At 65.1% G+C, this 12,554-nt stretch carries 11 protein-coding genes; 4 read left to right on the top strand and 7 right to left on the bottom strand.

Annotation, left to right across the window (positions count from 1 at the left end; all coding sequences use genetic code 11):
- Window positions 1-9: 9 nt before the first annotated feature.
- The gene (locus OC446_RS01145) at window positions 10-630 is read left to right on the top strand and encodes a CatB-related O-acetyltransferase (protein WP_262027201.1); all 621 of its coding nucleotides are present in this window, start codon (window positions 10-12) and stop codon (window positions 628-630) included.
- On the opposite strand, the gene OC446_RS01140 is transcribed toward OC446_RS01145, so the two are convergent.
- The 3 genes from OC446_RS01140 to aspS all read right to left on the bottom strand — a co-directional run bounded on the left by OC446_RS01140 (window position 602) and on the right by aspS (window position 4,468).
- Window positions 602-1,696: an acyltransferase family protein gene (locus OC446_RS01140; RefSeq protein WP_262027200.1), complete on the bottom strand. Its 1,095-nt coding sequence runs from the start codon at window positions 1,694-1,696 to the stop codon at window positions 602-604. The two genes, OC446_RS01145 and OC446_RS01140, sit on opposite strands and share 29 nt — an antisense overlap.
- A gap of 112 nt (window positions 1,697-1,808) precedes the next feature.
- Complete coding sequence (locus OC446_RS01135) at window positions 1,809-2,663, bottom strand: glycosyltransferase family 2 protein (protein WP_262027199.1); 855 nt, start codon at window positions 2,661-2,663, stop codon at window positions 1,809-1,811.
- Window positions 2,660-4,468, bottom strand: coding sequence for an aspartate--tRNA ligase (gene aspS / locus OC446_RS01130; RefSeq protein WP_262027248.1), 1,809 nt, complete (start codon window positions 4,466-4,468; stop codon window positions 2,660-2,662). Before aspS ends, OC446_RS01135 begins: the two co-directional genes overlap by 4 nt.
- A gap of 152 nt (window positions 4,469-4,620) precedes the next feature.
- Between aspS and OC446_RS01125 the strand changes: the two genes are divergently transcribed.
- From OC446_RS01125 to rnd, 3 genes are all read left to right on the top strand, one after another.
- On the top strand, window positions 4,621-5,340 hold the full coding sequence (locus OC446_RS01125) for an alpha/beta fold hydrolase (protein ID WP_262027198.1): 720 nt from the start codon (window positions 4,621-4,623) through the stop codon (window positions 5,338-5,340).
- 521 nt (window positions 5,341-5,861) lie between these two features.
- Window positions 5,862-6,215: a hypothetical protein gene (locus OC446_RS01120; protein WP_262027197.1), complete on the top strand. Its 354-nt coding sequence runs from the start codon at window positions 5,862-5,864 to the stop codon at window positions 6,213-6,215.
- 119 nt (window positions 6,216-6,334) lie between these two features.
- Window positions 6,335-7,489 (top strand): ribonuclease D, encoded by a 1,155-nt coding sequence (rnd, locus tag OC446_RS01115; protein ID WP_262027196.1) that lies wholly within the window; start codon window positions 6,335-6,337, stop codon window positions 7,487-7,489.
- A 10-nt stretch (window positions 7,490-7,499) separates the two neighbouring features.
- On the opposite strand, the gene OC446_RS01110 is transcribed toward rnd, so the two are convergent.
- From OC446_RS01110 to OC446_RS01095, 4 genes are all read right to left on the bottom strand, one after another.
- Window positions 7,500-8,039 carry an NUDIX domain-containing protein gene (locus OC446_RS01110; RefSeq protein WP_262027195.1) on the bottom strand — a complete coding sequence of 180 codons (540 nt, stop codon included), beginning with the start codon at window positions 8,037-8,039 and terminating at the stop codon, window positions 7,500-7,502.
- 72 nt (window positions 8,040-8,111) lie between these two features.
- Window positions 8,112-8,735, bottom strand: coding sequence for a 2OG-Fe(II) oxygenase (locus OC446_RS01105; RefSeq protein ID WP_262027194.1), 624 nt, complete (start codon window positions 8,733-8,735; stop codon window positions 8,112-8,114).
- Window positions 8,736-8,863: 128 nt separating this feature from the next.
- A complete protein-coding gene (ppx, locus tag OC446_RS01100) occupies window positions 8,864-10,384 on the bottom strand; it encodes an exopolyphosphatase (protein WP_262027193.1) in 1,521 nt (506 codons plus the stop codon).
- Window position 10,385: 1 nt separating this feature from the next.
- Window positions 10,386-12,554, bottom strand: coding sequence for an RNA degradosome polyphosphate kinase (locus OC446_RS01095; protein ID WP_262027247.1), 2,169 nt, complete (start codon window positions 12,552-12,554; stop codon window positions 10,386-10,388).

Here is a 12,554-nt window from a genome sequence, read left to right as displayed (position 1 = left end):
GGTCGCACGATGAAGCTGAGGCAGCGCCTGAAAAATTGGCGCAACCCGCACAATCAGACCCGCATCCACCTGGCCCGCATGGCCGGACGTTACGGCTACGAGATTGGCGAGTTCACCTACGGCAAGCCCAAGGTCCGCTTCCCGGAGTCGGGGCGTAAGCTCACCATCGGTCGCTATGGCTCCATTGCCGACAAGGTTGAGATCCTGCTCGGCGGCAACCACCGCACGGACTGGGGCACCACCTATCCCTTCTCGGCCTTCCGGGACCTATGGCCCGGCGCGCCCGAGAGTGACGAGTATCACACCTCCCGGGGTGACGTGGTCATTGGCCACGACGTCTGGCTCGGCTCCGGCGCCATCATCATGTCTGGTGTGACTGTAGGGCATGGCGCCGTGGTCGCGGCCCATGCCATTGTGACCCGGGACGTCCCGCCCTACGCCATCGTCGGCGGCAATCCGGCCAGGGTGATCCGCTACCGTTTCGACGAGGACACGATCACGGCCCTGCTCGACGCCCAATGGTGGGAGCTGCCGCAGGAAAAGATCGCCACCCTCATCCCGCTTCTGCAGAGCGACCGGATCCGCGAGCTGGTCGCGGCCGTCAAGGTGCTGCGGGCTCAATCGTCCTGAGCGTACGGCGCCCGAGCGCCCTCGCCTTCAGGCCCAAAGCCGGCTTCTCGATCAGGTACCATGACGCGGCGGCGACCATGAGGGTGATCGCGAGCGACGGCGCGAGAAGCGCGATGGCCGAAACGCCCGGCCAGAGCGCGTGCAGGCTCTGCTGGATCGGCCAGCCATAGAGATACGTGCCGTAGGACAGATCCGCTTTGGGCTCGACTGCGAAGCGCGTGAGCATCGGCGCGAAGGCCAGCCACAGGATGCCGTAGGTGGTGCTCATGAACAGCAGCATCTTGTACAGACAAGTCCCGGCGCTCAGCCCCGTGGCGAGTGCGAGCGCCAGCACGATCAGGCCCGAAAACCGCGCCCGGCCGCGCCAGACGTAGAGCGCGCCGCCGAAGGCGAAGATCAGTGGCAGGCGAAGGGCCGTCTCCATGCCTTTGGGGGCATTGGGCTGCAAAAGATTCAGCCCCACCGAACCCAGCGCCAGCCCGGCCACGAGCACGAGCGCGATGGTCCGGGATTGCAGCAGCCCGAGCAGGCCCACGGCGAAAACACCCGCGTAGCACATGACCTCGTATTTAAGGGTCCAGACCGTTCCCATGGGCAGCACCAGGGGATTGCCGCTGAAAACGCCGGGCAGCTCCGTGTTGCTCTTGAAGCTCGTGAGCGTTGACGTGATGAAGCGGCGTAAGGCTGGGCTTCCGAAATACTCGCCCAGGGGCAGCGTGGTCATGGCGGCACCGAGGACGAGCGACACCGCGAGCACCGCCACGATCAGCCCGGGCGCGATGCGTAAGGCCCGGGCCATGGCATAGTCGCGCCAGCCGCGCCGGTCGAAGCTCATGGTGACGAGGAAGCCCGAGATCGCGAAGAAACCGTTCACCGCATGCTCGCCCAGGGTGAAGCCGGTGGAGGCGAACAGGGGCTCGTCGGACAATTCGCCCGTGGTGACGCTGAAGGCGTGGGACACCACGACGGCCAGCGCCAGAGCCAGGCGGATCAGGGTGAGGTTGTTGTGCGGCCCGGCGATCGCGCTCTCGACCTTTACACCGTGCCAGGGACGCGCAGGAGCCATCGTGACGAGTTACCTTCTCTCCTGCGCTCCTCCTGTCGGAGCCTGTCAGAAATGGGATTAAATCAACCGCGACGGTACGGCAATATGCCGGAGCTTTCGTCCTTTGGCCCTGTCAGAACGCTTTGCGACCCCGCATGGCCGCCCAGGCCCCGGCCGCTGAGCCACCATAGCGCTCGACCAGCTTGCGCCGGAGCGTCAGACTCGCGCCTACGGTCTTGAGGGCATTGACGGCGAACATGCCCGGGGCCGGGTTCGGCAGACCGTATTTGCGGCTCACATAGGCCCGCGACCAAGCCTGATGCCAGCGGGAGGTGAAGACCCGACCGGGCTTGTCGCCGCTCGACCGTCCGCGTCCATGCCTCACGACGGCCTGAGGGACATAGATCAAAGCGGAGCCGGAATCCGCCACGCGGCGGCAGAGGTCGTCATCCTCGTAGAACAGAAAGATGTTCTCGTCGAAGCCGCCGAGCCGCAGGAAGGCCTCGCGGCGGATGAGGAAGCAGGCGCCGGAGAAGAACGGCGCGCAGGCCTCGCCCTCGGGCAGGACGAGCTTGCCGCCGGGATTGGTCAGCGAGGCGGCGAGCAGGGAGCGCGGCTGGTAGAACACCCGTCCGCTCGGCTCCACGATCTGCGGCGCGAAGAACGCCGCATCGGGATAGCGCCGGGCCGCATCGACGAGGGACGCGACCGCGCCCCTGTCGACGATGCAATCCGGATTGACGATCAGCACGAATTCGGTGTCGGCCGCCCGCACGCCGATGTTGTTGGCTCGGCCATAGCCCTCGTTGCGGGCGTTGCGGATGACGCGGCCGCCCTGCCCTTCGGCCATGGCGGCGGTGTCGTCCGTCGAGGCGTTGTCGACCACGATCACCGGCACGGAATCCGCCCGCAGCACGCCGAGACACTCCGGCAGCGCATGGGCGCTGTCGAAGGTCACGACGATGGCGGTAACGTCCTGGCGGCTCATTTCTCCGGCAGGTTCGTCCGGATGTGGAGCTCGCGCAGCTGCTTCGGGGTCGCCTCGGAGGGGGCGCCGAGCAGCAGATCTTCCGCCTTCTGGTTCATGGGGAAGAGCGTGATCTCGCGGAGGTTATGCGCGCCGCAGAGCAGCATCACGATGCGGTCCACGCCAGCCGCCATGCCGCCGTGGGGCGGCGCACCGTACTGGAACGCGCGATACATGCCGCCGAACCGCTCCATGACCTCCTTCTCGCCGTAGCCGGCGATCTCGAAGGCCTTCACCATCCGGTCGGGACGATGGTTGCGGATCGAGCCCGAGGCCATCTCGTAACCGTTGCAGACCATGTCGTACTGGAAGGCCGTGATCTTGAGGATTGTGTCCTTGTCCTTCGGATCGAGGGCCATGAAGGCATCATGGTCGAAATCCGCCATGGAGAACGGGTTGTGGGAGAAGTCGATCTTCTTCTCGTCCTCGTTCCACTCGTATTGCGGGAAGTCAACGATCCAGCAGAATTCGTACCGGTCCTTGTCGATGAGGTTCAGCTCCTCGCCGATGCGGGTGCGCGCCTTGCCGGCCAGCGACGCCGCCTTGTCCTCGACGCCGGCCGAGAAGAACACCGCGTCGCCCGCCTTGATGCCGGCCTTCTCGCGGATGGCGGCCTGCGCAGCTTCCGGGATGAACTTGGCGATCGGCCCCTTGCCGGTGATCTGGCCGTTCTCTTCCTCGAACACGATGTAGCCGAGGCCGGGCGCGCCTTCCGAGCGGGCCCAGTCGTTGAGCTTGTCGAAGAAGGAGCGCGGCTGCGAGGCCGCGCCGGTCGCCGGGATGGCGCGCACGACGCCGCCGGACTTGATGACGTTCTTGAACGCGTTGAAGGTCACATCCTCACGGGTGAACACCTCCGACACGTCGGCGATGATCAGCGGGTTGCGCAGATCCGGCTTGTCGCTGCCGTATTTCAGCATCGACTCGAAATACGGGATGCGCGGGAACACGTCGGTGACCGGCTTGCCGTCCGCGAACTCCTTGAAGGTGTCGCGGATCACCGGCTCCATGGTCTGGAAGACGTCTTCCTGGGTGACGAAGCTCATCTCCACGTCGAGCTGGTAGAACTCGCCCGGCAGGCGGTCGGCGCGCGGGTCCTCGTCGCGGAAGCAGGGCGCCATCTGGAAGTACCGGTCGAAGCCGGAGATCATGATGAGCTGCTTGAACTGCTGCGGGGCCTGCGGCAGGGCGTAGAACTTGCCGGGATGGATGCGCGACGGCACGAGGAAGTCGCGCGCGCCTTCCGGCGAGGAGGCGGTCAGGATCGGCGTCGTGAACTCGAAGAAGCCGCTCTGCTGCATGCGGCTGCGCAGGCTGTTGATGATCGCGCCGCGCTTCATGATGTTGTTGTGGAGCTTCTCGCGGCGCAGGTCGAGATACCGGTAGGTAAGACGGGTCTCCTCCGGGTATTCCTGGTCGCCGAAGACCGGCATCGGCAGCTCGGCCGCCGGGCCCAGCACCTCGATGTCGGTGATGTAGACCTCGACCATGCCGGTCGGCAGCTCCGGGTTCTCGGTACCGGCCGGGCGCTTGCGGACCTTGCCGTCGACCCGGATCACCCATTCCGACCGGGCCGCCTCGGCCTGCCTGAAGGCCGGGGAATCCGGATCGATTACACATTGCGTCATGCCGTAATGGTCGCGCAGGTCGATGAAGAGCACGCCGCCATGGTCGCGGATGCGGTGGCACCAGCCGGAGAGCCGGGCCACCTGGCCGACATCGGATTCGCGGAGCGCGCCGCAGGTATGAGAGCGGTAACGGTGCATGGAGGCGGACATGGGAAAGCCTGCTGGTTCGAATTCAAGCGCAACATCCATGGGAGTCGGGGGAAGTCAAGGCGGAACCGAATGATTGTGCTCCGCACCCTTCTGTAACAAAGTTAAAAAACTGAACTATACCTCCGGAACCGCCGATGCCAATGCCGAGCCTGACGCCAAAGGTGATCATCTTCCCTGGGATTGATGGGTGCCGGGAGCTGCGGGAGAGTGCAGCGGCCAAGCTGGGCAAGCGCTTCGAGGTGAGGATCATGGCACTGCCTGAGGACCCGTGCCTAGACTTCCCAGCCATGGCTCAGCATTTCATGGAACGGCTGCCCGAAGGACCGCTCATCCTGGCAGGAGAATCCTTCAGCGGCCCCTTGGTGGCTTTGATTGCGGAAAGATGCCCGGACAGGGTCAAGGGTATCGCCTTTGTCGCCTCGTTCCCGAAACTCGCCATCCCACGAATGGCCGGCACCCTGCTTGACCTCATTCCGCTTCGAGCCATTCCTTTTGGGCTGGTGACTTGGTTGATGATGGGAGGGAGCAAAGACGGTGACGTGGCCCGCCAAATGCGGCAGTGCTTGAACCTTCTGCCGGATCGTCTTGTCAAACATCGCGCCAAGCTTGCTCTCCAAATCGATGTCCGGGAAACGATTAAGCGACTACGCCAACCCGTTTTGGTTATTCATGGCAAGAGAGATCGACTCCTGCCGCATTGGTATGCTGGGCGCTTTCGCGATCTGCGGCCCGATGCCAACGTCGTGTTGATCGACGGGTATCACATGATCCTTGAGACAAACCCTGATCAGGTTGCGGAGGCTCTCGGGATTTTTGCGGATAATTTGCCCTCCCATCATGGGCATTCCCGGTTTCCATAGTTGCGACTCCGCATTCCCACCCCTGACGGGGCGGGAGGCTGTCGGCTGGTCCTGGCTCGTCTCGACGGTCGAGGGAAGCGCGGGACTTGGATGCCGTCTCCTGCTCCAGCGGAGCGCGCGAAGATCGGGTCGGGACGGGAGATCCGCCCGGAAGGGAAGACAACCGGCCTCCCGCGCACGGCTTTTCGATCCTGAGCCTCGCTCTCCAGCCCATCAGGGATGAACCCTCAGAGGGCGCTATATGTTCTGAAGTGACTCGCGGGTAACTGGCCTTATGCCGCTTATCCCAATGCTGGGGAGTACCTGCGCCAGCGGATCAAGGTTGCCTCGAGCCAAGGTAAGGTTATGAGATATCGCAATGTTTCAACATTGACGATCCGCCCGTCCCAAAAGCCCTACCCCTCCCCGTACTCTCCTTATTTTCCAACGATTTTTCCACTTCCCAGCGGCCTGAAATCCTTGCGGAACAAAGGGTGAATTCCCATATTCTTCCTATGGTTAGTACCCTTGCGACATCTCTGTTGAGACCGGCCCGGAACACTCCCATCGAGGAGCGGATCGAGGGCAATTGGCATGTCTACCCGCTGGAGGGCGCGCTGGAGCTCGACTATGTGGACCAAGCCGGCAATCCGAGCCGGCGCTGGGTGCTGGCGCGTGAACTCAAAGTCGGGCCGGGCAAGATGCTGCTGGGCGGAATCGATATCCTGTCCGATGACGGCTATCGTGGTTTCCGGGTCGACCGGATCCATCGCCTCGAGGATGCGGAGACAGGGCTCGTGGTCGAGCACAACATCCTCGACTGGCTCATGAAGCGCGCCGAGCGCCAGGCGAAGGCCCGCCGCAAGTACCTTGCGCGAAGCCAAACCAGCGCCTGAGGCCCCTCTCCTGCGCTGGCCCCTTCCGTCGGTTCGGAGCTTTACCTTATCCTCCGACAATCCGCGGGTCCGGCGACGACAGACTCGCGGGCCCGTTTCCGATAGGCTATGAACGCTCCATGGACCTGATTACCTCCACCGACGCCCTGGCGGCCGTCTGCAACCGTCTCAGCCAGCATCCGTTCGTGACCGTCGACACGGAGTTCCTGCGCGAGACCACCTATTATCCGAAGCTCTGCCTGATCCAGATGGCAGGCCCCGATCCTGCGGACGCCTGTCTCATCGATCCCCTGGCCGAGGGCATCAGCCTCGACCCGTTCATGGCCCTGATGGCCGACCCGAACGTGGTGAAGGTCTTCCACTCGGCCCGGCAGGACCTGGAGATCGTCTGGAACCTCGGCGGCATCGTGCCCGCGCCCCTGTTCGACACCCAGGTCGCCGCGATGGTGTGCGGCTACGGGGACTCTGTCTCATACGAGCAGCTCACCAACGATCTGGCCAAGGCCAAGATCGACAAGTCCTCCCGCTTCACGGACTGGTCGCGCCGCCCGCTGACGGACGCGCAGCTCACCTATGCCCTCTCGGACGTCACCCATTTGGTGAAGGTCTACGAGGCGCTGATGGCGCAGCTGCAGCAGAACGGCCGACTCGAATGGCTCGCCGAGGAAATGGCAATCCTCACCTCGCCCGAGACCTACCAAGCCGATCCCGGCAATGCGTGGCGTCGCCTCGCCGGCCGCCTGCGCAAGCCGCGTGAGATCGCCGTTCTCATGGAGGTCTCCGCTTGGCGCGAGCGCGAGGCTCAAGGACGGGACGTGCCGCGCGGGCGCATCCTCAAGGACGACGCGGTGATCGACATCGCCACCTCGGCCCCGCGCAGCGTGGAGGCTCTGGGCCGCCTGCGCACCATCCCCAACGGTTTCGAGCGCTCCCGCACCGGGGGCGAGATCCTGGATGCGGTGGAACGGGCGCTGGCCCGCGACATGGCAACGATTCCCGTGCCGGAGCGGAGCCGCGGCCGCGCAAACACCGGCTCCGTCGTGGACCTGCTGAAGGTGCTGCTCAAGGCGGTGTCCGAGCAGGAGGGCGTCGCGCCCAAGATCATCGCGACCGTCGAGGAGCTGGAAGCCATCGCCGACAGCGACGAGGCGGACGTGCCATCCCTACACGGCTGGCGCCGCAAGCTGTTCGGCGAGAAGGCCATCGCGTTGAAGAACGGCGAGCTCGGCTTGGTGCTGGAGCGCGGGCGGGTGAAGCTCAGGGAGATTGCTTAGGGCTGATCTGTCAAATCAGCCCTTTCAAGCGCAGAAGTCCGAGCGTCGCCACCGTCGCCGCGTCTTTGATGCCCCCCTCCGTGATCATCGCCAAGACCTCGTCGACCGGAAAGGCACGGCTGATCATGTCCAGCTCGGTGTGCTCACGATGGGCCTCCCCCTGCCGAAGCCCCTGCGCGAGGTAGATGTGGAAACCCTGGTTCGAGTGTCCATAGCACTCGAAGAGATGCCCCACATGCAGCATGGTCTGCGCCGTCAGTCCCGTCTCCTCGCGAAGTTCGGCGCGGGCGAGCTCCAGCGGATCGGTGCCGGGGGCATCTTCCCAGGAGCCCTGGGGCAATTCCCAATAGCGGGCCCGCACCGGATAACGATACTGCTCCACCAGATGGATCTTGCCGTGGTCCACTGGGGCGATGATCGCGAAGTCGGCCTTCTCCACGACGCCATAGATGCCGGCCGATCCGTCCTGACGGACGATCGCATCCTCCCGCACGCGCATCCAGCGGTTTTCATAGACGATCCGCGTCCCGGTGGTTTGGATATCCGACATTATCACTCCCCAAAACGCCGATGGCCGGGGCAAGCCCGGCCATGACGCGATCAATCGGTTCGGAAACGGACCTTACCGCCCGAAGATGCCCTTGAAGACTTGGGCGAGTTTGTTGTGCTTCTTCTTGCGGTCCACATCGGCCTGGCTCTTGACCCAGGCGATCTGGACCACACGGCGCTCGCCCGAGAAGGGCAGATGGCCGTGCCAGGAATTGTCGGAGCGCAGGAAGGCGAACATGGTGCCCATGGTGGGCGGCACTTCCAGCTTGAACTTGTCGTAGTTCTTGTCGTCGTAGAGGACGCGCAGGCGACCGCCCTCGTCCTGCTGCCACTCGTCGTTCATATAGACCAGCATGGTCATGACCTTGGACGGGCCGTCCGTGTGGATGGACCCATATTTCGGCTGAGACTTCTTCATGATGGTCGTCAGGCGCGGATACTGGTGCAGGTCCAGGCCGAATTTCTTGGAGAGCTCCTCGGTCAGCTCGGGGCCTTCCAACTCCTCGATGAGCTTCTTGAAGCGGCCGTGAAGCTTGACCTCGTCGACGGTCAGGTAGCCGGGCTTGTTGATGTCGGGAAAGTCCCGCCGCAGGTCGTCGATCTTGTCCTGCCTCAGAAGGTTCGAAGCGAGAACGTAGTTGTAGGGCTCGCTGGACCGCTCGGCGTTGCGAACGGCTGTGAGGTCGATCAATTCCATGGTTGTCCCCAAAGGCTAGGCTTCCTTCCCATCGGGAAGAGAAAGTATTGAAGTCCCTTGCTCTGTAAAGCCTTAATCATCCACGCCGCCGGAGTCGATCAGCTTCGTCTGCGGCCGATGGCGGCGTCTTACCGGATTTCGATCACGGGATCCATGTTGAGGAGCTTGCCGAGGGCGCGCAGGCGGCCCTTGAGGCGCTCGTTGGCGAGCGGCCCCAGGCCGGCGGGCAGGTTCAGCACGATCTGGTTGCCGCGGGCCGTCAGGGGAGCCCGGGGAAGGATTCCCTCCATGGCGACCGAGACCGGATAGGCGATGCGCATCAGAGCCGCGAGCAACCGCGCCCGCTCCAGGAGCCGGGGACCGGCCAGGGACCTGATCCGCGAAGAGACCTTGTCGGGCGAGAGCCCCTCGTGCCGGAAGAAGATCGACAGGGCCAGATAGGCCCGGCCTGGATGGTCGAGCCCGGCGAAGGCCCCGTAGGCGATCAGGTTGAGGCTCTGCTCGCCCCGATAGTCGGGATGCGCCCGCCAGCCGATATCGGCCAGGAGGCAGGCCGCCTGGCGCAGGCGGGTGTCGTTGTCCGTCTCCGGCAGGCCCAGGCTCTTGATGAAGGCTTCCGTCCACTGGCACAGCTCCACCCCGTGGCGCGGCGAGCGGGAGCGCAGGAGGTTGAGGTCGCTCGCGGCCGCGAGCAGCGGATCGCGCTCGCGCGTTTCGGGATCGAGCCGGTCGAACAGAATACCCTCGCGCACGCCGAAGGCCGAGATGGCGACCTCCTTCGGCTCGCCGAGACGGATGATCTCCTCCAGCACGATGGCTCCATAGGCGAGGAGCGGCCGCCGGGCCTCGGAGATGCTCTCGATGTCCTTGAGGGTCTTGGAATCGGCCTCCTCCACGAGGTGCAGGAAGTCGAGGCCGTCGTCAGGGTCGATGATGTAGCCGTGCATCACGTGGAGCGGGTAATCCCGCGCCGCCTGGTGCAGCCGCGCCAAAGCGCGCCAGGTGCCGCCGACCGCGTAGAAGGTGCGGCCGTGCAGATCCTCCAGGTACTCCGGAGCCCGCTCCAGAGCTTCCCGCACGATCCGCTGGGCCCGCTTGAGCGAGCCGCCGCTGACGTCCTGCAGGGCGAGGCCGCCGAGCGGCATGGTGATCCCCTGCCCGACCCGGGAGCCCAGCACGTCGACCAGTTCCAGGCTGCCGCCGCCCATGTCGCCGACCATGCCGTCGGGCTCGTGGAAGCCCGCTATGACGCCGAGCGCCGACGCCCGCGCCTCCTCGGCCCCGGAGAGCAGGCTGATCGGCTGGCCGCAGGCTTCGGCGGCCGCCTCCAGGAAGGCGGGGCCGTTGGAGGCGTCACGCGCGGCGGCGGTCGCCAGGACGAAGACCTCCGACACATGCATCGTATCGCACAGGACGCGGAAACGGGCGAGCGCGCGCAGGGCCCGGTCCACGGCCTCGTCGTCCAGGCGGCCGGTGGTCGCCACATGGCGTCCGAGGCCGCAGAGGACCTTTTCGTTGTAAATCGGCGTGACGGCGCGGGAGAGCCCCTCATAGGCCACGAGGCGCACGGAGTTCGACCCGATATCGATGATGGCGACAGGGCGGCCGATCTTGAGCCGTCCCTGAGCCTCCTGGCTTACGGCCTGCATGTCAGCGCTGCCCGCGCTTGGCGAGCGCCTTGGGACTGGAGGTTTTGAGGGATTTGCCACGGCCCGACAGACTCGGATTTGTCATGAAATACTTGTGAGCGTTGAATGGTTCCTCGCCCTTGCCCGGCACCACCCGCTGGCTCGAGCCGTCGGGGAGCACGGTCCAGCTCTGCTCGTTGTCGAGGAGATTGGCGAGCATGATCTGGTCGAGCACCTGCTGGTGCACGGTCGGGTTGAGGATCGGCATCAGGGCCTCGACGCGCCGGTCGAGGTTGCGCGACATGAGGTCCGCCGACGAGATGTAGACATGCGCCTTGTTGTTCGGCAGCGCCTGCCCGTTGCCGAAGGCGTAGATGCGGGTGTGCTCCAGGAAGCGCCCGACGATGGACTTGACCCGGATGTTCTCCGACAGGCCCTTGATGCCTGGACGAAGACAGCAGATGCCGCGCACGATGAGATCGACCTGCACGCCGGCAGCGCTCGCATCGTAGAGCGCATCGATGATGTCGGCGTCCACGAGCGAGTTGCACTTGCCCCAGATCGACCCCGGCCGCCCCGCTTTCGCGTGGGCCACCTCTTCCTCGATGTGCTGGAGCAGCCGCTTCTTCAGGGTGAGCGGCGACACCGCCATGCGCTCCAGCTCGGCGGGCTCCGCATAGCCGGTCACGAAGTTGAAGATGCGCGACACGTCCCGCCCGATCACCGGATCGGCGGTGAAATAGGACAGGTCGGTGTAGATGCGCGCGGTGATCGGGTGGTAGTTGCCCGTGCCCACATGGCAATAGGTGATGAGCTGGCTGCCTTCGCGGCGCACGACCATGGACAGCTTCGCATGCGTCTTCAGTTCGATGAAGCCGAAGACCACCTGGGCGCCGGCGCGCTCCAGGTCGCGTGCCCAGCGGATATTGGCCTCCTCGTCGAAGCGGGCCTTCAGCTCCACGAGGGCGGTGACGGACTTGCCCGCCTCGGCGGCTTCCGCGAGCGCCGCCACGATGGGGGAATCCGACGAGGTGCGGTAGAGCGTCTGCTTGATCGCCACCACGTTCGGATCGCGCGCGGCCTGGCGCAGGAACTGCACCACGGCGTCGAAGGATTCGTAGGGGTGATGGACGATGATGTCCTTCTCGCGGATTGCCGCGAAGCAATCGCCGCTATGTTCGCGGATGCGCTCGGGGAACCGCGGATTGTAGGGCTTGAACTTGAGGTCGGGCCGCTCCAGGGCGACGAGCTGCGACAGGTCCCGCAGGCCCATCATGCCCTCGACGACGAAGACCTCGTCGTTGGAGACTTCCATCTCCTCGGCCACGAAGAGGCGCAGGTCCTCGGGCATGGCCGCCTCGACCTCCAGCCGGATCACGCTGCCCCGGCGGCGTTGCTTGAGCGCCGTCTCGAACAGGCGCACGAGGTCCTCGGCCTCCTCCTCCACCTCGATGTCGGAATCGCGGATCACCCGGAAGGCGCCCTGCCCCTGCACCGCGTAGCCGGGGAACAGGCGGCTCGTGTAGAGCACGATCATCTGCTCCAGGGCGATGAAGCGGGTGGCGCCCGTCTCGGCGAAATCCGGCAGGCGGATGAAGCGCTCCGCCCGCGACGGCAGGCGGATCAGCGCGTTCAGCACCTTGCCGTCGCTCTGGCGCACGAGCTTCAGGGCGATCGACGAGCCGAGATTGGGGATGAACGGGAACGGGTGCGCCGGATCGATGGCGAGCGGCGTCAGCACCGGGAAGACGTGGTTGAGGAAGTAATCCTCGAGCCAAGAGGCTTCCGCCTTCGTCAGTCCCGTCCCCTCGGTGAGGACGATGCCCTCCTCCAAGAGCGCGTCGCGCAATTCGCGCCAGCGCCGCTGCTGGTCCGAGGCGAGATGGGAGACAGCCACGGAGATCTTCGCCAGCTGCTCCTGCGGCGTGAGCCCGTCCTGCGAGGCCGTGGCGACGCCAGAGCGCACCTGCCCGATCAGACCCGCGACGCGGACCATGAAGAACTCGTCCAGGTTATCGGCCGAAATCGACAGGAAGCGCAGCTGCTCCAGGAGCGGGTGGTTGCGGTTCGACGCCTCCTCGAAGACCCGGCGGTTGAACTCCAGCCAGGACAGCTCGCGATTGATGAAGCGCTGGGGGAACTTCCGCAGCACCGCCCCATCGAGCTCGATGTCCGGCGGCGCCTTCGGCAA

Origin of the sequence: Microvirga sp. Mcv34 (assembly GCF_024519725.1) — a bacterium.
GTDB lineage: Bacteria > Pseudomonadota > Alphaproteobacteria > Rhizobiales > Beijerinckiaceae > Microvirga.
This window is presented reverse-complemented; position numbering and strand designations above follow the sequence as displayed.